The 19,834-nt window shown below is 60.4% G+C and carries 16 protein-coding genes and 9 tRNA genes; 18 read left to right on the top strand and 7 right to left on the bottom strand.

Annotation, left to right across the window (positions count from 1 at the left end; translation table 11 throughout):
• Window positions 1–20: 20 nt before the first annotated feature.
• From ispE to AACW18_RS03965, 14 genes are all read left to right on the top strand, one after another.
• Window positions 21–908: a 4-(cytidine 5'-diphospho)-2-C-methyl-D-erythritol kinase gene (gene ispE / locus AACW18_RS04030; protein WP_218388348.1), complete on the top strand. Its 888-nt coding sequence runs from the start codon at window positions 21–23 to the stop codon at window positions 906–908.
• Window positions 888–962 (top strand) — tRNA-Gln (locus tag AACW18_RS04025). Before ispE ends, AACW18_RS04025 begins: the two co-directional genes overlap by 21 nt.
• A gap of 273 nt (window positions 963–1,235) precedes the next feature.
• On the top strand, window positions 1,236–2,183 hold the full coding sequence (locus tag AACW18_RS04020) for a ribose-phosphate pyrophosphokinase (RefSeq protein WP_042652671.1): 948 nt from the start codon (window positions 1,236–1,238) through the stop codon (window positions 2,181–2,183).
• 93 nt (window positions 2,184–2,276) lie between these two features.
• Window positions 2,277–4,262, top strand: a complete 1,986-nt coding sequence (locus tag AACW18_RS04015) for a bifunctional metallophosphatase/5'-nucleotidase (RefSeq protein ID WP_218387900.1) — start codon at window positions 2,277–2,279, stop codon at window positions 4,260–4,262.
• A 197-nt stretch (window positions 4,263–4,459) separates the two neighbouring features.
• Window positions 4,460–5,056 (top strand): aminoacyl-tRNA hydrolase, encoded by a 597-nt coding sequence (gene pth / locus AACW18_RS04010; protein WP_218387899.1) that lies wholly within the window; start codon window positions 4,460–4,462, stop codon window positions 5,054–5,056.
• 144 nt (window positions 5,057–5,200) lie between these two features.
• Window positions 5,201–6,292: a redox-regulated ATPase YchF gene (gene ychF, locus AACW18_RS04005; protein WP_218329496.1), complete on the top strand. Its 1,092-nt coding sequence runs from the start codon at window positions 5,201–5,203 to the stop codon at window positions 6,290–6,292.
• Window positions 6,293–6,527: 235 nt separating this feature from the next.
• Window positions 6,528–6,604, top strand: a tRNA-Met gene (locus tag AACW18_RS04000).
• 13 nt (window positions 6,605–6,617) lie between these two features.
• A tRNA-Gln gene (locus AACW18_RS03995) sits at window positions 6,618–6,692 on the top strand.
• Window positions 6,693–6,844: 152 nt separating this feature from the next.
• Window positions 6,845–6,919: transfer RNA gene (locus tag AACW18_RS03990), tRNA-Gln, on the top strand.
• A gap of 35 nt (window positions 6,920–6,954) precedes the next feature.
• A tRNA-Met gene (locus AACW18_RS03985) sits at window positions 6,955–7,031 on the top strand.
• A 17-nt stretch (window positions 7,032–7,048) separates the two neighbouring features.
• Window positions 7,049–7,123, top strand: a tRNA-Gln gene (locus AACW18_RS03980).
• 46 nt (window positions 7,124–7,169) lie between these two features.
• A tRNA-Gln gene (locus AACW18_RS03975) sits at window positions 7,170–7,244 on the top strand.
• Window positions 7,245–7,279: 35 nt separating this feature from the next.
• Window positions 7,280–7,356: transfer RNA gene (locus AACW18_RS03970), tRNA-Met, on the top strand.
• A gap of 8 nt (window positions 7,357–7,364) precedes the next feature.
• A tRNA-Leu gene (locus tag AACW18_RS03965) sits at window positions 7,365–7,448 on the top strand.
• Window positions 7,449–7,632: 184 nt separating this feature from the next.
• Here the strand turns inward: AACW18_RS03965 and AACW18_RS03960 are convergent.
• The gene (locus AACW18_RS03960) at window positions 7,633–9,465 is read right to left on the bottom strand and encodes an SLC13 family permease (protein WP_218387898.1); all 1,833 of its coding nucleotides are present in this window, start codon (window positions 9,463–9,465) and stop codon (window positions 7,633–7,635) included.
• Between the two features lie 297 nt (window positions 9,466–9,762).
• Between AACW18_RS03960 and yqfB the strand changes: the two genes are divergently transcribed.
• The 4 genes from yqfB to AACW18_RS03940 all read left to right on the top strand — a co-directional run bounded on the left by yqfB (window position 9,763) and on the right by AACW18_RS03940 (window position 12,257).
• Window positions 9,763–10,101, top strand: coding sequence for a N(4)-acetylcytidine aminohydrolase (gene yqfB / locus AACW18_RS03955; protein WP_218387897.1), 339 nt, complete (start codon window positions 9,763–9,765; stop codon window positions 10,099–10,101).
• A 90-nt stretch (window positions 10,102–10,191) separates the two neighbouring features.
• Window positions 10,192–11,112, top strand: a complete 921-nt coding sequence (locus AACW18_RS03950; RefSeq protein WP_218387896.1) for an alpha/beta hydrolase — start codon at window positions 10,192–10,194, stop codon at window positions 11,110–11,112.
• A 59-nt stretch (window positions 11,113–11,171) separates the two neighbouring features.
• Window positions 11,172–11,522, top strand: coding sequence for a DUF1622 domain-containing protein (locus tag AACW18_RS03945; protein ID WP_218387895.1), 351 nt, complete (start codon window positions 11,172–11,174; stop codon window positions 11,520–11,522).
• Window positions 11,523–11,660: 138 nt separating this feature from the next.
• Complete coding sequence (locus AACW18_RS03940) at window positions 11,661–12,257, top strand: HAD family hydrolase (protein WP_218387894.1); 597 nt, start codon at window positions 11,661–11,663, stop codon at window positions 12,255–12,257.
• A 185-nt stretch (window positions 12,258–12,442) separates the two neighbouring features.
• Here the strand turns inward: AACW18_RS03940 and AACW18_RS03935 are convergent, their stop codons facing one another.
• The 6 genes from AACW18_RS03935 to astD form a co-directional block, all read right to left on the bottom strand.
• Window positions 12,443–13,147 carry an oligogalacturonate-specific porin KdgM family protein gene (locus AACW18_RS03935; protein WP_218387893.1) on the bottom strand — a complete coding sequence of 235 codons (705 nt, stop codon included), beginning with the start codon at window positions 13,145–13,147 and terminating at the stop codon, window positions 12,443–12,445.
• 112 nt (window positions 13,148–13,259) lie between these two features.
• Window positions 13,260–14,570, bottom strand: coding sequence for a lyase family protein (locus AACW18_RS03930; RefSeq protein WP_218387892.1), 1,311 nt, complete (start codon window positions 14,568–14,570; stop codon window positions 13,260–13,262).
• Between the two features lie 12 nt (window positions 14,571–14,582).
• On the bottom strand, window positions 14,583–15,962 hold the full coding sequence (gene dcuC / locus AACW18_RS03925) for a C4-dicarboxylate transporter DcuC (protein ID WP_256351789.1): 1,380 nt from the start codon (window positions 15,960–15,962) through the stop codon (window positions 14,583–14,585).
• A gap of 79 nt (window positions 15,963–16,041) precedes the next feature.
• The gene (locus tag AACW18_RS03920) at window positions 16,042–16,920 is read right to left on the bottom strand and encodes an AraC family transcriptional regulator (RefSeq protein ID WP_218387890.1); all 879 of its coding nucleotides are present in this window, start codon (window positions 16,918–16,920) and stop codon (window positions 16,042–16,044) included.
• Between the two features lie 526 nt (window positions 16,921–17,446).
• On the bottom strand, window positions 17,447–18,244 hold the full coding sequence (locus AACW18_RS03915) for a DUF1338 domain-containing protein (protein WP_218387889.1): 798 nt from the start codon (window positions 18,242–18,244) through the stop codon (window positions 17,447–17,449).
• A 60-nt stretch (window positions 18,245–18,304) separates the two neighbouring features.
• Window positions 18,305–19,774, bottom strand: a complete 1,470-nt coding sequence (gene astD, locus AACW18_RS03910; RefSeq protein ID WP_218388347.1) for a succinylglutamate-semialdehyde dehydrogenase — start codon at window positions 19,772–19,774, stop codon at window positions 18,305–18,307.
• Between the last annotated feature and the right edge of the window lie 60 nt (window positions 19,775–19,834).

Here is a 19,834-nt window from a genome sequence, read left to right as displayed (position 1 = left end):
CCGCTGACAAGCGCCCGTCGATGACGGCGATCCGCTGGCCCGCGCCGGCCAAGCTCAACCTGTTCCTGCACATCAATGGCCGTCGCCCGGACGGCTATCACGAGCTGCAGACCCTGTTCATCTTCCTCAGTCACGGCGACTGGCTGGAGTTCGATCCCCTGCCGGACACCGACTTGCTCACCCTGAGCCCGGCCATCCCCGGCGTGCCCGATGAACAGAACCTCATCATCCGGGCAGCGCGGCTATTACAAAACAAATTGGCCAGCCCGCAGGGGGCCCATATCCGGCTGGAAAAAAACCTGCCCATGGGCGGCGGCATCGGCGGCGGCTCCTCGGATGCGGCCACTACCCTGGTGGCGCTCAATCACCTCTGGCAGGCGGGTCTGAGTGAAGACGAACTGGCGGATCTCGGGGTGCAGCTCGGGGCCGACGTGCCGGTGTTCGTGCGCGGGCGGGCCGCCTTCGCCGAGGGGGTGGGTGAGCGACTGCAACCGGTCGAGCTGCCGAGCACCTGGTATCTGGTGCTCAAGCCCGATTGTCACGTGGCGACGGCCGCCGTGTTCCAGGATCCGGACCTGCCCAGAGCCACACCCAAGATGGCATTGCCCGATTCGCTGGATAAAAAGTGGCTGCTGGAGGGGGAGTGGAAAAACGATTGCGAATTGCTGGTGAAAAAGCGCCACCCCGAGGTTGCCAATGCGCTCGGCTGGTTGCTAGAATACGCGCCGTCAAGAATGACGGGCACTGGAGCCTGCGTCTTTGCTCAATTTGAAGACGAAGTGGCTGCTCGGAAGGTGTTGGCAAGGGTGCCGGAAGGCTGGGATGGGTTTATCGCCAAGGGCGAGAACATATCACCACTCTTCGTCACATTGCAACAAGTCAGTGATTGGGGTATCGCCAAGCGGTAAGGCAGCGGGTTTTGATCTCGCCATTCCTAGGTTCGAATCCTAGTACCCCAGCCATTCTCTTGGTGATTGAGATGGGCATATCGATGACGATCCGGGGAGCAGTGAAGAGGCTATCTCATTCCTGTGTCCGGGTTCATCCCTCGATACCTCAGCAAGACACCACAGACAGGAAACTGCAAATGCAGCAGACTGTCGACTTGTGACATCACCTCGCCGGTGGCAACCTAGGGTGGCCCGACCCGTCAACGCGATAATCGTTTGCCCAAAGACGATACGGGTCTAAATCAGACCCTCCACATACTGGATGCAACCCCGAGGTTTCAAACCGTGCCTGACATGAAGCTGTTTGCTGGTAACGCAACGCCGGAACTAGCCCAGAAGATCGCAGATCGCCTGTTTATCAAACTCGGCAATGCTGCCGTAGGTCGCTTTAGCGACGGCGAGATCAGCGTACAGATCAATGAGAATGTACGTGGTGGCGATATCTTCATCATTCAATCCACCTGTGCCCCGACCAACGACAATTTGATGGAATTGATCGTCATGGTGGATGCACTGCGTCGTGCTTCAGCTGGCCGTATTACTGCCGTTATCCCCTACTTTGGTTATGCCCGTCAGGACCGCCGCGTCCGCTCCGCCCGTGTGCCCATCACCGCCAAGGTCGTCGCCGACTTCCTCTCCAGCGTGGGTGTGGACCGTGTGCTGACCGTTGACCTGCATGCCGAGCAGATCCAGGGCTTCTTCGACGTCCCGGTGGATAACGTGTTCGGCAGCCCTGTGCTGCTGGAAGACATGCTGTCCAAGAACCTCGAATCCCCCGTGGTTGTATCGCCGGACATCGGCGGCGTGGTGCGTGCCCGTGCCATCGCAAAGCTGCTGGACGACACCGACATCGCCATCATCGACAAGCGTCGTCCCCGCCCGAACGTCTCCCAGGTCATGCACCTGATCGGCGACGTGGCTGGCCGTGACTGCGTCATCGTCGACGACATGATCGATACCGGCGGCACCCTGTGCAAGGCGGCCGAAGCGCTGAAAGAGCGTGGCGCCAAGCGTGTGTTCGCCTATGCGACTCACCCTGTCTTCTCCGGCACCGCCGTGGAAAACATCAAGAACTCGGTCATCGACGAGCTGATCATCACCGACTCCATCCCGCTCACCGCGGAGATGAAGGCGATCGGCAAGGTCAAGCAGCTGACCCTGTCCACCGTGCTGGCCGAAGCCATCCGCCGGATCAGCAACGAAGAGTCCATCTCTGCCATGTTCGAGCATTGATAGACCCTGTTGTAACAAAAACCGCCGACTGGCGGTTTTTGTTTTTCTAGCCCAGTACGGTATTGCCCTGCCCCGACAGGTTAAGGATTCCCCATGAAGTGCTCGCGTCTCCTGCTACTCCTCCCCCTCTGCACTCTGCTCGCCGCCTGCCTGCCCGGCAAGGAGAGCGCCCCCTTCACGCTGACCCTGGCGCACATGAACGACACCCACTCCCAGTTCGACCCGGTCAACGCCGAGCTGAAGGGAGCCATCTTTGGCAAGGAGAGTACGGATACCCTCTACAGCCGCTTCGGCGGCTACCCCCGGTTGCTGACCATGGCGAAGGCCTACCAGGCGGAGGCGCTCACCAAGAATCAGCCGCTGTTGCTGCTGCACGGGGGCGACGCCTGGCAGGGCAGCGGTTACTTCAAGCTCAACGAGGGGATGGCCAACGCCGAGCTGCTGAGCCAGTTCGGCTTCGATGCCATGGCGCTCGGCAATCACGAGTTCGATCTCGACAGCCAGAAGCTGGCCCGCTTCATCGAGGGGGTGAACTTCCCGGTGCTGGCCGCCAACCTGGATGCCAGTGCGGATCCGGATCTGAGCCGGGCCCGCAACCTCAAGCCGTTCGTGGTCTATGCCTTCGATGGCAACCAGAAGATCCCGCTCACCGATCTCAGTCACCTGCCGGCAGACAAACCGCTGGTCGCCGTCATGGGACTGGTGCTGGAAGACATGGCCAACATCTCCCCCAACGTCGGCAAGCTGCGCTTTCGCAAGGAGGTCGACGCGGCCCAGGCCACGGTCGACCTGCTGCAGCAGAGAGGGATCAACCACATCATCGCCCTGACCCACATCGGCAACCAGCGCGATCTGGCGCTGGCGGCCGAGGTGAACGGGCTGGACGCCATCGTCGGCGGCCACTCCCACAGCCTGCTCGGCGACTTTGGCAACATCGGCTGGGGCAACGGCGGGGAATACGCGGCGCTGGTCACCAACCCGGACGGCGTCGGCCTGACCTGCGTGGTGCAGGCCGGCGCCTACGCCCAGGCCATCGGCCTCGCTCGCCTCAGCTTCGACGCGCAAGGTCGCGTCATCGCCTGCAACGGTCAGAACCGGCTGCTGGCCAGTCGCGACTTCTTCGCCGATCCGGCCCGCCAGCAGCCGCTGGACAAGACCCGCAGCCAGCAGGCCGGCAAGTTCATCGACGCCCAGCCCAACCTGGTGACGGTGGATGAAGACCCGCGCCTGCGCGGCATCATCGACAGCCACTTCAAACCGGCGCTCGAGCAGGCGTTCGGCCCCGTCATTGCCACCCTGCCGGCGCCGCTGCAAAATGCCCGTCGCCCCGGTGACAACGGCAGCGACAGCCACGGCTCCGCCGTCGCTCCCCTGGTGGCCGAGGGCCAGTACTATTGGGCCAACCGCCCGGTGGTGCAGGCCCTGACCGGCGGCCCGGTCGACTTCGCCCTGCTGGCGGTGGGAGGCGTGCGCGCCGATCTGCCCGCCGGTGAGCTGCGCGAAGGGGAGCCGGCCCTCAGCCTGCTGCCGTTCAAGAATCAGCTCGCCGTGCTGACCCTGAGCGGCGCCGAGGTGCGGGCCCTGCTGACCGAGACCATCACCGCCACCCTGCCCGCCGGCGCCCACGCCGGCAAGTTCCCCTATGGTGGCCACCTGCGCTACAGCTTCACCGAGACAGTTCCGGGCAAGAGCGGCTCCCTGACCCGGCTGCAGTGGCAGACGGCCGAGGGGCAATGGCAGGATCTGGTCGATGAGCGGCGCTACCGGGTGGTGATGAATGCCTACAGCGCCAACGGCAACGACGGCTGGCAGGCGCTGGCCCGCGCCCAGCAGCTGCGGGCCGAGCGGGTGGATCTCGCCTGGGTGGCGGACCAGCTGACCGCCTTCCCGGTCCTGCAGGTGGTGCAACAGGGCAATCAGCTGAGCGCCCGTTACGCACCGGGCCAAGCGCTCGACTGCCAGGCCGAGACCGTCAACTGCGGCACAGATGCGGCCTCCTTCGTGCAGTACATAAAGGAGCAGCGCCCGACCCTGACCGCCCTGAGTGAGCCCGTCGTCACCCTGCTGCGGGCCAGATAAGCAGGCACCGGCCACGACACAGGGCAAAAACGGGCCGGGGAGAGGCCCGTTTTTTGCGGCCGTTGGCGACCCGTTACCGGGTTATTCCCTCCGGTTGCCGAGCTTTGGTTGAGTGATCGCCAGTCGGCGGCTAGAATATTGCGTCCCATTGCCCTGGGCCATCTGTCCACGGCAAGCAGCGAGTGAAGACATCAAGCGTGACAAGTCAAATCAAACTGATTGTCGGGCTGGGTAATCCCGGCCCCGAATATGCCAAGACCCGTCACAATGCGGGCGCCTGGTATGTGGAGCAACTGGCCCGCTGGCACAATGTCAGCCTGCGTGAAGAGCCCAAGTTCTTCGGCCACACCGCCCGCTTCCTGGTCGAGGGGCAGGATGTGCGGCTGCTCATCCCGAACACCTACATGAATCTCTCCGGCAAGGCCGTGGCGGCGCTCGCCCGGTTTTACCAGATAACGCCGGAAGAGATGCTGGTGGCCCACGATGAACTGGACCTGCCCCCCGGCATCGCCAAGTTCAAGCAGGGCGGCGGTCACGGTGGTCACAATGGCCTCAAGGACATCATCGCCAGGATGGGCAACAACAATAACTTCTTCCGGCTGCGCCTCGGCATCGGCCATCCCGGCGCCAGGGAGCTGGTCGCCGGCTTCGTGCTGACCAAGGCGCCCAGCAGTGAACAGAGCCTGATCGAGGCCGCATTGGATGAATCCCTGCGCGCCACCGACATCCTGTTCAAGCAAGACATGACCAAGGCCATGAACCGCTTGCACAGCTTCAAGGCCGAGAAGGTATAGAGCGCGTCGGTGCGCAGTCGGCACCGGCTCACACAAGAGATGACCCGGGTCATGAGCGGTGTTGCCGCCTCAGGGCCCGAGCAAGCATGACATGGGTCGCCCAAGGGCGTCCCTCACAGCATCCATCAAGTAAGGTAACAATCCATGGGTTTTAAATGCGGTATCGTGGGCCTGCCCAATGTAGGCAAATCCACCCTGTTCAATGCGCTGACCAAGGCCGGCATCGAAGCCGCCAACTTCCCGTTCTGCACCATTGAGCCGAACACGGGTGTGGTCCCCATGCCGGATCCGCGTCTCGACCAGCTCGCTGCCATCATCAATCCGCAGCGCGTGGTGCCGACCACCATGGAATTCGTCGACATCGCCGGCCTGGTGGCAGGCGCCTCCAAGGGTGAGGGTCTGGGCAACCAGTTCCTGGCCAACATCCGCGAGACCGAGGCCATCGGCCACGTGGTGCGCTGCTTCGAGGATGACAACATCATCCACGTGGCGGGCAAGGTCTCCCCGGCCGACGACATCGAGGTGATCAACACCGAGCTGGCGCTGTCGGATCTGGACGCCTGCGAGCGCGCCATCCACCGCCAGTCCAAGCGTGCCAAGGGCGGCGACAAGGATGCCAAGCTGGAAGTGGAGACCCTGGAAAAAATTCGGGTTGTGCTGGAAGAGGGTCAGATGATCCGCGGCATGAAGCTGGACAAGGAAGAGCTGGCGGCCGTGGCCCACCTCAACTTCCTGACCCTCAAGCCCACCATGTACATCGCCAACGTGGCGGAAGACGGCTTCGACAACAACCCCTTCCTCGACAAGGTCCGTGAAATCGCCACCGCCGAGAACGCAGTGGTGGTCGTGGTCTGCTGCGCCATCGAGGCGGACATCGCCGAGCTGGACGACGCCGACCGCGCCGAGTTCATGGCCGATCTGGGCATCGAAGAGCCGGGCCTGAACCGGGTGATCCGCTCCGGTTACGAGCTGCTGAACCTGCAGACCTACTTCACCGCCGGGGTGAAGGAAGTGCGCGCCTGGACCATTCCGGTCGGTGCCACCGCCCCGCAGGCGGCCGGCAAGATCCACACCGACTTCGAAAAAGGCTTTATTCGCGCACAGACCATCGCCTTCGACGACTTTATCACCTACAAGGGTGAGCAAGGTGCCAAGGAAGCGGGCAAGATGCGCGCCGAAGGGAAAGACTACATCGTCAAAGATGGCGATATCATGAACTTCCTGTTCAACGTCTAACCCCATGAGAGGCCAGCATTTGCTGGCCTCTTTCTGCTGGGCATCTGTTGCGGATCTGCTGGCAAATGTCGTAAAAAAAACCAGATTGTTGGGCTTTTGCACGACAGCGTCCAATAACTCGCCAAACGCACCCAAATTCGGTTTTTCTGGCAAAAAAAGGGTTGACGCCCCAGAGCCAGATACGCATAATTCCGGCCGCACAGTGACGAGGCAACGACTCACTGGAAGCAAGGTTGGCTATGTAGCTCAGTTGGTTAGAGCATCGCACTCATAATGCGAGGGTCACAGGTTCGAATCCCGTCATAGCCACCATATATTGTTCAGTTGGGGTATCGCCAAGCGGTAAGGCAGCGGGTTTTGATCTCGCCATCCCTAGGTTCGAATCCTAGTACCCCAGCCATTATTTTTGGTTATCGATGTTCATCTGTCGGTAGCAAGCTGAGGAAAGCATTGAGAGATTTTGATCTCGTCAATGTGCCTAGGTACAAATCCTAGTTTCCCAGCCATTTTTGAACGTTCTTTGCCAGCACTCGTGTTGTTGAAGGGCACTGTTGGGGTATCGCCAAGCGGTAAGGCAGCGGGTTTTGATCTCGCCATCCCTAGGTTCGAATCCTAGTACCCCAGCCATTTTTACTTGTACACGACTCTGTCGCATACAAGACGGCTATGTAGCTCAGTTGGTTAGAGCATCGCACTCATAATGCGAGGGTCACAGGTTCGAATCCCGTCATAGCCACCATTTAAAAGTTGTTCAGTTGGGGTATCGCCAAGCGGTAAGGCAGCGGGTTTTGATCTCGCCATCCCTAGGTTCGAATCCTAGTACCCCAGCCATTTTTGAACGTTCTTTGCCGGCATTCATGCTGTTGAAGGGCACTGTTGGGGTATCGCCAAGCGGTAAGGCAGCGGGTTTTGATCTCGCCATCCCTAGGTTCGAATCCTAGTACCCCAGCCATTTTTACTTGTACACGACTCTGTCGCATACAAGACGGCTATGTAGCTCAGTTGGTTAGAGCATCGCACTCATAATGCGAGGGTCACAGGTTCGAATCCCGTCATAGCCACCATTAATATTGCGGAAGTGGCGAAATTGGTAGACGCACCAGATTTAGGTTCTGGCGCCCTAGGCGTGAGAGTTCGAGTCTCTCCTTCCGCACCATTAATAGCAGTACCAAACAGACCAGCTCAGGCTGGTTTTTTTGTGCCCGCGATTTACCCTTTCTCCCCTCTTTCCCGCCTTCTCTCCCTATTCACTACCTTGCCAGCTCAAGCCGTCATCCCGCCAGGCCAGGATGGCTGGCCACAAAAAAGCGGCCCGCAGGCCGCTTGTCTCTTCTCCCCGCTCAGAACGGGAAGAACCAGGGAATGGCGATGACGCTCACCACCATCACCAGCAGGGTGAAGGGCACCCCTATTCGCACGAAGTCCACGAACCTGTAGTTGCCGGGGCCCAGCACCAGGGTGTTGACCGGTGACGAGACCGGCGTCATGAAGGCCGCCGAGGCGGCGATGGCGATGGTCATGGCGAAGGGATAGGGCGAGATCCCCATCTGGTGGGCCGTGCCAAGCGCGATGGGCGCCATCAGCACCGCGGTGGCGGTGTTGGAGATGAAGAGCCCGATCACCGCACAGAGCACGAACAGGCTGGCCAGCATCACGCGAGGGCCCATGTCCCCTACCGCGGCCATCAGGCCACCGACGATGAGATCCACCCCGCCGGTCTTCTGCAGTGCCAGGGCGAAGGGCAGCATGCCGACGATCAGGATCAGGGTCGGCCAGTGGATGGACTTGTAGGCGCTCTCCATGTCGATGCAGCGGAACTTGCCCATCAGCAGGCAGGCGATGAGCGCCGCTATGACGTTGGGCACGGGATCCGTCACCATCAGCGCGATCATGACGCCGAGGCAGATCAGGGCGTGAATGGCCTGGCTGCGGGCCGGCGCCATCTCGTCTACCTCCGCCGGCAGGCCGAGCAGCAGGAAGTCGCGGCTGCGGGTCTGCAGCTGGCGAATGAGGCTCCAGTTGCCCACCACCAGCAGGCAGTCCCCCATCTGCAGCGGATCGTCCACCAGCTTGCCGGTCAGCGCCTCGCCGTGGCGGCGGATCCCCACCACGCTCAGGCCATAGTGAGAACGAAACGCCACCTCGCGGATGCTCTTGCCGAGCAGACGGGACTCCGGAATGAGGGAGACCTCGGCCATGCCCACCTCCCGCGCCTGATCGGAGAAATACTCCCCGCGCAGTATCATGGGCTCGAGCCGGGCCTCGGCGCAGAACTCGCGCACGTCCACCTCGGGATCGGACATGTCGATCAGCAGCACATCCTTGGCCTGGAACTCGGTGATCCCGGAGACGGTCACCATCACCCGCCGGAACTTGCGCCAGCGCTCCACCCCGATGACGTTGGCGCCGTAGCGGGCGCGCAGCTGCAGCTCGTCCAGGGTCTGGCCGATCAGCGGAGAGTCGGGCCGGATCGCCAGCCGACGGGCCCGACCGGCCAGCCGGTAATCACGGATGAGGTCGCGCATGGTGCTGCGCCCCGTCGACTTGCCTTTGCCCTCCTCCCCCTCGCGGACCAGCGAGTTGCGCATCAGCAGCATATAGAGGACGCCCATCCCCAGGACGATCACCCCCATGGGGGTGAAACCGAAGAAGCCGAACCCCTGGATGCCGTGGCGCATCAGCTCGCTGTTGACCACCATGTTCGGTGGGGTCGCCACCAGCGTCATCATGCCGCTGATGAGGCCGGCAAAGCCGAGCGGCATCATCAGCCGCCCGGCCAGGATCCCCATCCGGTTCGCCACGCTCAGCACCACGGGGATGAAGATGGCCACCACCCCTGTGCTGCTCATCACGGCCCCCAGGGTCGCCACCGCCACCATCAGCAGCACCAGCATCCGGGTCTCGCTGCTGCCCGCCACCTTGACCAGCGCATCTCCCACCTGGTAGGCGATGCCGGTACGCACCAGCCCCTCCCCCACCACGAACAGGGCGGCGATCAGGATGACGTTGGGATCGCTGAAGCCCGCCAGCGCCTCCGGCAGGGTCAGGATGCCGCTCAGCACAAACAGGATGACGATCGACAAGGCCACCACGTCCATGCGGACCTTGTTGGTAATAAACAGATAAATGGCGCCCACCAGCATGCAGAGGACCCAGATCAACTCGGAATTCACACTCGCTCCTTTCGCTCGTCGCCCCCGGGCTACGGGGTGCAACCCTCTTAATCAGACCACAGCTTCCCCCTCCCCATTTTGTTACATGTCAATAAAGGGGGCCCCATCATCGCACATCCGAGTTCAGATGAGGCCAGCAAAATGGCAGGGGCGAAGAGAGCCTCTCCCTTGCCTGCCGCCCAACGCCATCAGGCAAAAAGTGCAGCGTTCAACTCCGGCCCCCTCTAGAATGGGCCCACGCGCCGACCTTGCCGGCCTGCGCGCCTATCTCGACCTATCACCCTCAGCGGAGACCCCATGCCTGTACCACCCCAAATCCAGCCCTATCCCGAGTTCACCTTCTTCAGCCGCTTCGTGGAGGACATCCAGGCGGGCCGCAAGACCATCACCATCCGCGACGAGAGCGAAGCCGACTGGCAGCCAGGCCAGCGACTGGCGCTCTTCACCAACCCGGAGCTGCAGCCCTTCGGCACCATAGAGGTGCTGTCGGTTGCCCCCGTCGCCTTCGATGCCCTAAGCGACGAGCACGCCCGCCAGGAGAACATGACGCTCCCCGAGCTCAAACAGGTGATCCGGGATATCTACCCCTCCCTGCCACCCCTCTATGTGATCGAATTCAAACTGATCAAAGCCTGAGTCTGTGAGCCATCTCACGCCCGCCCTATTGCCATTGGAACCCAGAGGCGAATAATCACTGTTTTTATATACAGTCATTATGGAGTGTCCATGGAAGTCTCTCTGGAGCCGGCCATCGCCGAGATGGTGGCCGGCTTTATCGCCGCCGGTCGCCCCAACGCCAGCGCACTGAGCTGGCAGGCCCGCCGCGAGGGCTATCTTGCCTCGGCCGTGCTGGGAGGGGCGCGGGAGGAGGTCGGCCAGATAGAGGAGTGGCAAGAGTCCCACTATGCCGTGCGGCTCTATCGACCGACACCGGGGGCGCAGGCTTCCCATCCCGCCCTCATCTACTTTCATGGCGGCTGCTTCGTCAGCGGAGATTTCGAGACCCACGACCGCCAGCTGCGGATGCTGTGCAACCGCGCCAATGCCCCGATCTTCGCGGTACACACCCGCCTCGCCCCCGAGCATGTCTACCCGGCGGCCCACGACGACGCCCTGGCGGCGACCCTCGCCATCATGGTGCGGTTGAAAGAGTGGCAAGTCGACCCGCGGCGGCTGGCGCTGGCCGGTGACAGCGCCGGCGGCCATCTCGCGCTGGTCACCGCCCTGCGGCTCAAGGCCATGGGCGCCCCCCTCCCCGCCGCCCTGCTGCTCATCTACCCCATGCTGGATGCCAGGGGCGAGAACCAAAGTTATCTCGACTGTGGCGAGGATTACCTCATCACCGCCGACATGCTGTTAAGCGGCTATCGCGCCTACCTGGGCGCGCTGCCGGTCGATCACCCCGAGGCCAGCCCGCTCCATCACCCGGCGCTCGCCGGCCTGCCCGAAACCCATATCCTGACGGCCGAATACGATCCCCTGCGCGACGAGGGCGAGGCGCTCTACCGGGCCCTGCTCGAAGTGGGGGTCGAGGCGAGCTGCCAGCGCCAGCTCGGCGTCATCCACGGCTTCTTCCAGCTGGCCGGCGTCAGCCCGGCGGCGCGGCAGACCATCCATCAAGTCGCGGCGCTCATCCGGGGGCTCTGAGTTGGTCTTCGGCCGGCATTGTGCTAATAGTGACTCCTTTGAATCGATAAGGAGCGAACGTGTTCGAGATGGTTAGCCTGCGAGAAGGCATGATGCATGGGGTCGAGCTGTTCCAGCTGCTGCTGGAGATCATCTCCATCGCCTGCGTGGTGATTGGCCTTGGCAAGACCCTCTGGCTGGCGGCACGGGTGCGGGATCATGAACCGGGCTTCCCCCGCATTCGGCTCTGCTTCGGCAGCTGGCTCATTCTGGCGCTGGAGTTTCAGCTCGCCGCCGATATCCTGGCCACCACGGTGGCGCCGAGCAAGGAAGAGCTGATCCGGCTCGCCATCATCGCGGTGATCCGCACCTTCCTGAACTACTTCCTCGGCAAGGAGCTGGAGGCCCAGACCGAGCGCCAGCGCCCCTGAGCCGCCACGCCGTCATCGGGGGCCTAGACCCCCGGCCGCAGGCCGGGCTCACTCCCCTCAGTCCGACCGGCGCTTTCCCCTGCGGCATAAAGCCGGCGGATCTGGTACTGTGGCCCTTTAGCCCGAGAGGAGGCCCCCATGGCCGAGCAGTCCCGTTTTGAGCAATACGACGCCCTGATTTTCGATATGGATGGCACCCTGGTGGACTCCATGCCCCTGCATCTGGATGCGTGGGCGCTGACCAGTGCCGAGTTCGGCCTGCCGTTCGATCGGGTGCAACTCAATGAATATGGCGGCATCCCCACCCGCAAGATCGTCGCCATCCTGGCCGAGCAGCACGGGCTGAGCATCGACATCGAGGCCTTCGCCCGCCGCAAGATAGCGCTCTACATGGAGCAGATCGACAAGGCCGGCGTCTTCCCCCAGATGTGGGAGCTGGTCAGGCAGCACCACGGCAAGGTCCCCATGGGCATAGGCACCGGCTCACCACGCAATCAGGCCGAGCGAATCTTGCGAAGTACCGGTCTCGATGCCTATATCTCGGTGCTGGTGAGCGCCGACGACGTGACCAACCACAAGCCCCATCCCGACACCTTCCTGCGAGTGGCCGAACGACTCGGCGCCAACCCGGCCAACTGCCTGGTATTCGAAGATACCCGGATCGGCATTCAGGCGGGCAAGGCCGCCGGCATGGCGACTGTGCTCGCCACCGAGGGTGAACTGCAACTGGTATGAGCAGGAGATAGCGCAATAGGGTACGCGAATAGGCACACGGCCCCATGCCAGCCGCCCATGTCGTCATGATATGAAGTCTGGTGGAGACCAGTGGAGGGGGAAATAAATGAACCGGCTTTCCGTGCCCGACCTCCCTATGAGGTCTGCGGCAACAGAAAGCCGGTGACTCAAACCTTCAGCCTGGCTTAGAAGTTGTATTTGATGCCGAGGCGGTAACGCATTTCCATCTCGTCGTTGTCGTGCTCGCTGTTATAACGCGGCACATAGCCAATTTCCGTGTAGGGCACCCACTGCTTGTTGATGGGCACGGCGACGACGACGTTATACAGCCAATTGCTGTGATCGCCCTTGTAGTCCTCGTAATTGGTGAACTTGTATTCGTAGTCCCCGGTGATGGTGAAGCCCTCTCCCTTATAACCGAGCTCCCAGTTGAGCTGGTTGTAATTCTTGTCGGCGGCGGTCGGCTTCTCATCCTTCTGGATACCACCACGCCAGCGCAGGGTGGTGAACCAGTTGTCGGTGATGGTGTAGAACGACTTCACCTGGACGCGATAGCCGATATAGGAATCCCCCACATCCAGGTTGATGGCCGGCGCCAGCGCCAGCTTGTCGGTGACCTGAAACTTCTTGCCCACTTCCCACTCGCTGCCGCTGCCGCTCCAGTTGCCGTTGCCGTCCTTGAAACCGTCCGCCTGTACGTCTGAGCCCTCCGCCATCTTGCCCTCGACGCTAAAGAACAGGCCATCCTCCGTGGCATGGGATAGCTTGAGGCGATTGGCCTGGGTCTCGCTATCGGCCTTGTATTCATGGCGATAATCCAGGGTCAGGGCCTGTGCGCCCACGGAGGACAATGTCAGTGCGACCACACTCAGTTTTACAGCAAGTTTCATTATTTACTCCAACTGTTCTGCGTAAAAAATGTATATGGATGCCCCTCCTGCCGGAAATTCCAGGAAGAAGGGGGAATATTAAATGGGTTATTTAATTAGCGGTGCCTTGTTATTAGCAATATTCCAGCCCGACATAGGATCGCGGGGCTATCGCCTTTTCAAATTCATCGACTGACAGGAATGCATGCAACTCAGGCTGGCGAATATAAGCTTCGCTGAAAGAGATGGCCTCTTTCTTGGCCTGCATGATGATGTCATATACGGCCTCATGAGCTTTCGCCTTCCCCAGTCCTTTTTTCGACAGCACCATCATCACATTCTCGGCGCTGATCATGCCCTGGGTAATATCGAGGTTGCGCTGCATGGCCGCACGGTCAATAAAGAGATCCTGCAACAGCGCCTCCGTCTTCAACATGATTTCATGGGTCAGCAGATTCGCCTCCCGCAGTGAGTTGTCGATGATCAGGTTGCTGCAGCCATCGGCTTCGAAGGGGCGAACGGCCATGTTCAGCATGGTGCTGGGCAGGTTGAACAGGATGCGCGCGTTGCCGATGATGCCGTAGCAGAGGGCCGGGTTGATCTTCTGGGGCATGGTGCTACTCCCTATCTGACCCTCGGAGAAGCCCTCGCTCATCTCCGAATACTCCTCGGATGAGCTGATGTAGACCTCCTCGGCGATCTTGGCGCAGCTCTGGGCAATCAGGGTCAAGTTGTTGACGTACTGGCACATATGCACCCGGATCGAGCGGCTGGGGATCTTCATCTCCCCCATCTCCAGCAGCTCGGCAATCCGCGCCTGCATGCTGGGCCCCACCTCTGGCAGGGTGTGGAAGCCCCCCACGGCGCCCCCCATCATGACCTGGAAGATGCCAGGCGCCGAGCTGGTCAGGATATCCTTGCACCTCAGCAGTTCGTCTTCCCACACGGCAAACTTGGTATTCAGCAGTATGGGCAGCGCATGCCGGGAATGGGTCCTCGCCGCGATGACAACATCTTTATTCCGCCGTTTCAGCTCACCTATATTGACCACCATCTTGTCGATGAGGGCAATAAACTCCTGATTGAACTGTTTGCAGAGATACAGCTCGGCCGTCTGCTGAATATTCTGGGTGGTGATACCGTAGTGAATATATTTGGCGGCTTCATCACCCACTATGCGCCCCAATTCATTGAGAACCGGCACCAGCGGATGTTTGGTCTTGATATAGCCCTGGATGATATTGTCCCGGTCGAGCAGCCCGATATCACAGTGCTGAATGATCACCTCCCCCGCTGCCTTTGGAATGATGCCGAGCTCAATCTGCACCTTCGCCAGAATGGCCTCTATGTCCAGCCAGGTCTGATAAATATGGGTGTCTTCGTAGATATTCTCGAACCCGTTACGGTTCAGGGTATAGCTCGTCGGATCGTAGCATGTGGTCATTTTATGGCACCATTAAGAGAAAATAAGCTGGGTGTAGAACAGGGTGGAGAAGATACCGACGATGCAGGGGATCAACGCCCGCTTCAGCACCTCGAACGGGCTGACATTGGCCGCCACCGCCACCGCAATCACCACGGCCGCGACGGGGGACAGGGAGCGGCCAAAACCGGCGGCGTGTTGCATGGGCACCAGCATGAGCACCGATTTCACGCCGGCCGCGGCCGACAGCTCTGAACCCAGGTTGGAGAAGCTGACGAAGGCGGCACTGCCTGACCCGGTCAACATGGCGGTAAAGGCGATGATCAGCATGCCGAACAGGGTGATCAGCAGATAGTGGACGTCACCCGCCAGGATCATCGACTTCATCGCGTTGACGGCACCGATGGCATCCAGCCCCAGCGTGAACATGGTGGCGGCCACGATCAGGACGACCACGGTGCTGAACGCCCCTGCCATGCCTTTGAAGAACTCGAATGAGTGATCGAGCGCCAGTTGCAGACTCTTCACCCTGAAGGCATCGATCACCACGATCATGATCAAGGAGGCAAACATGGCGATGGGCGCGTTGATCTTGACGCTGGCGATGCCAATGTCGGAGAAGATGAGCAGCAGCGCCAGGGGGAGGAAGGGCAGCATGGCATAGAGTCGCGAGTAAGGGGCGCCCTGCCGAACGTCCTGCTCACCGGCGACCTTGACCTCGGTCTGCGGACGCTTGTGGCCATCACGCTTGTCAAACCACTTCTGCACGAAGAAATGGGTGACCGCCACCGTCAGGGTGACCGGTATGGCCACCAGGATCTCGGTGCTGGCAAAGTATTCGGTGATCGACATGTCCAGCAGCTCGGCCGCGACGTTGGAGTTGCCGGAGCCCGGGCCCAGATCGAGAGAACCGCAGGTGCCGATCACCACGGCGGCCGAGAGCGGGCTGACCCCGGCTTGCAGCAGGATCGGATAGAAAGAGATGAGCAGCAGCATGGCCAGCCCGGCCGGGCTCGGGATCACCAGGTTCAGGGTCTGCCCTATGATGAACGCCAGGGCCAGGATCAGATAAGGCTTGTTGATGAGCTGCAGTGGCTTGGCGCAGGCCTTGACCAGACTGTCGGCGGCGCCAATCTTGCTCATGTAGGAGGCGAAACCGGCCGAGGTCATGGCGATCATGCCAATGGTCGCGGTGCGCTCCGACATGATGGCGCTGAAGGCCCCGAACAGGTCGAAGAAGGTGGATCCCGTCGAACTGAATTTATATTGTGCCCCCATAAAGTCGGCAATGCCGCCCTGGGTGAATACGACGCCCACGGTCAGCATCAGCAGGCCGGAAATCGTCAAGGTGGTATGAGTCTGATAGTTCTTTATGATCATATACATCGTTATAAAAACGATGGGCACAGCCATATAAGCAATCATGGACAGCTCTCTCATTTAACAGAATAAATCATGGTGAAGGCAGCAATCACAACCCAACCGACAGGATTTAATTAATGCCTTGTTTGTATTGCCTTGGAGATAGATTAAAATAACGCTTAAATTGATTCGAAAATTCGTATTGCGATGAATAGCCCAGTTCGTTGGAGATCTCGGATATCCGCAGGTTGGTCGTTCTCAGCAGGGTGCAGGCTTTATCCAACCGACACCTGACGATATATTTCATCAGAGACAGTCCGGTCTGCTCCTTGAACTCCTTGCGAAATACCTCATAGTTCAGCCCCAGCTCATCACAATACAGTTTTAAATCTATGCGCTGATGACAGAGTTCATCCAGTGCCAGCTTGACCTGATTGACCATGTTATTTTCATGGTGCTCAGGATGATTCATCGAGCCATTAAAGAGGGCGCCGAGTAGCTCGATGAACTTGATATAAATGCTGGGCATATCCAGCTCGCTGGCGTTCTTCACAAACTCCATGAAACCGGAGAAGTGATCGATGGCCTCCAGCGGGCTGGCCGTTTGAAAGACGACGGCGCCGTGCTCAGGGATCAGGAATGAAGCCAGGTGTTCATACAGAGCCCGGTCGCAATCCAGATAGACCTCTTTCCAGGCGGGCAGGCTCTCGCAATGGCTGGAATGGCGCTGGCCGGGTCTGCGCAAGAATACGCTGCCCTTGCCAAGAGAATATTGCTGGCCTTGCTCATCGATATAAGTTCCTCTGCCATCCAGCACCAGTACCAATGAAAAATAAGGAAAGCTGACATTGGCAAGCGCCTTCGATTTTCCGTTCCGGTTTATATATCCACAGCCAATCCAGCTATCGCTCGTTCCCAGCGTCTTGGAATAGTTGACCGAAGGCACAGACTGGTTTCCAACAGGCTCTATAAATGGCACCAGAATCTGATATTTGTGTTGGTTTTCCATATATTGACTCTAGAGTGTTATTTCGTGAGTCCGATTCACTTCATAAACAGCTGAATTACATCGACTGCATATCAGTATGCTTTACATACTATGTCGCCCAAAACTACAATAACATGTCAATTCTGGATTTAAAGATATGTTTATTGGGATGGGTCAAGGGCTGGATCACATATTTGACAAGCCGTTTGGAAAGCAGACCTGAACTACTCTGTATAATAAACGGGTGATCCAAGCCGATATATTTCGTTCACAAGGCCGCAAACTCATTAGCGTCTTCCGTATTATTTCAAGGAGATAGAATAAACCGCCCGTTTATAAAGCGTATCCACTGGAGACCAACTAGATGCATCTGACAACGAATAATTCGCGCCATGGCACGAAATAACCCCCTGTGCCGGCCTATGAGCCCATAAGCGCGCAGGCACGTGAGCGGAACCATCCGAACAGCTGGGACAGAGACGATGCCGCCCGGCGCCAGTACCATAAAAAAACGCCCCATGCGGGGCGTTTTTTGCGGGCGGGACAATCACATGGCGTTGGTAGATTCGAAGATCTTGTCCGCCGAGGCTTCGACGAAGCCAGGATAGAGCACGCCATCGGCCTGTGGATAGCGGCGGGCGAACTCGTAGAAGCAGCTCGGTATGGTGCGCACGCCGTCGCTGAAGGGCACCTCCGCCTTGTCGGCCATGGTGGAGGATTGCTCCAGCATCACCTGGGGATCCCCCTTCACCTCGCCGCCCACGGTGTTGAGCACGAAGCCCGCCGCCTTGAGGGCCCCATTGACCTGCTCTATGGTGTCGAAGTCAGCGAGGCGGTTGATGTTGACCGTGAAGTGGTTGGCGCGATAGCCCCAGGCTGCCATCCAGGCCGCATACTCGCTCTCCGCCAGCAGGGTCTGGTAGTCGGCCCAGGAGACCTGCCAGGGGGCGCCCGTGTAGAGGAATGCCGGGGTGTCGGTCAGATGATCGGGCACCTGATCTGCCAGCTTGTGGATGATGGCCTGGGCCGCCGGGGAGAGTTCCTCCACCTTCAGCTCGCTGATGAACACCTTGGGAGCGTCCGGATCCTGGTGCTCGAAGTGCTTGGCGTAGAGCTTCTTGGCCTTGAAGACGTACTCGCCCTTCTCCTCGTAGCCCAGGGCACGGAAGTGGGCAGCCAGTTTCTCCAGCCCCAGCTTGGGCAGGTTGTAGGTACGAAACGCCACATGATCGTTGATGATGGGCGCGCCGCCCCCCAGCAGTTGATGAACCTTGTGGGCACTCGGGGTGACTTGAATGTAGTTATCCCACAGATGACCAAACAGGGTGTCGATATCCTTTTGCATCTCTCTTTCCTTTGATTGCGGGTACAGACAAGGGCACCCAGGGATGCCCTTTCATGGTTGTTAGAACGTCAGGCCGGGAGACAGCTGATCCGGCATGGCGGCCTTGCTGTCTTCCACCGAGGCAACTGGATAGGCGCAGTAGTCGGCGGCGTAGTAGGCGCTCGCTCTGTGGTTGCCGGAGGCACCTATGCCGCCGAACGGCGCGGCACTGGAGGCGCCGGTGATGGGCTTGTTCCAGTTGACTATGCCGGCGCGGATGCGCTTGAAGAAGTGCTGCCAGTCCGCCTCATTGTCACCGAGCAGGCCGGCCGACAGGCCGAAGCTGGTGGCATTGCCCTGATCGATGGCGGCGTCAAAGTCGTCATAACGGATGAGTTGCAGCAGCGGGCCGAAGTACTCTTCGTCCGGCAGTGCCGCCACGGCAGTCACGTCTATGATGCCGGGGGAGACGAAACCGGTGCCCGCCTCCAGATGCTTGAGCGCCAGCAGGCTCTCGCCCCCCAGCCGCTGCAGGCTGGCCTGCGCCTCCACCATGCCCAGCGCCGCCCGCTCGCTGATCATGGCGCCCATAAAGGGCTGATCGGCGGCATCATAGAGACCGACCTTGATCTGGCCAACCACCTCGACCAGCCGCTTGACCAGGGCATCCCCCTTGGCACCGCGCTCCACGAACAGGCGGCGCGAGCAGGTGCAACGCTGACCCGAGGTGATGAAGGCTGACTGGACAATGGCGTGGACGGCGCCGTCCACATCGCTCACGTCTTTGACGATCAGCGGGTTGTTGCCGCCCATCTCCAGCGCCAGGATCTTGCCGGGCTGACCGGCAAACTGCTGGTGCAGGAAGTGGCCGGTGCGGGACGAGCCGGTGAAGAACAGGCCGTCGATGTCCGGGTTGCCGGCCAGCGCCTTGCCGGTCTCCACCTCGCCCTGCACCAGGTTCAGCACGCCCTTGGGCAGCCCCGCCTCCTGCCACAGCTTGAGCATGGCCTCGGCGACCATGGGGGTCAGCTCGGAGGGCTTGAACACCACGGTATTGCCGGCGATCAACGCCGGCACTATGTGACCGTTGGGCAGATGGCCCGGGAAGTTGTAGGGGCCGAATACCGCGACCACGCCGTGGGGCTTGTGGCGCACAAACGCCTTGGCGCCTGGCATGGGGTTCTCGACCGTGCCGGTGCGCTCATCATGGGCGCGGATGGAGATGGCGATCTTGCCCTGCATGGCCGCCACCTCGGTGCGGGTCTCCCACAGCGGCTTGCCGGTCTCGCGGGCTATGGTCAGTGCCAGCGCCTCCTTGTGCTCACCGAGCAGCTCGGCGTATCGGCGCACTATGACGAGGCGATCGTCGAGGCTCAAGTCGGACCAATGGTAGAAGGCGCTGCGGGCGGCCTTGACGGCGGCATCCACCTGAGCGGCGCTGGCCGCCAGGCCTTGCCAGACAACCTGGTTCTTGGCCGGATCCTTTGACTCGAATGCCTTGCCTTCACCGGCAAGCCAGTGCCCATCGATCAGTTGCACTAAAGACATAATCCATTCACTCCCTGTGGTGCGCAGGCCGCCGTGGCCACCTGCGTCAGATGCTGTGGTATT

The sequence above is a fragment of the Aeromonas sp. sia0103 genome (genome assembly GCF_963895295.1).
GTDB classification, from domain to species: domain Bacteria; phylum Pseudomonadota; class Gammaproteobacteria; order Enterobacterales; family Aeromonadaceae; genus Aeromonas; species Aeromonas encheleia.
Note: the sequence above shows the minus strand (reverse complement) of the source record. Positions and strands in the feature narration are given on the sequence as shown.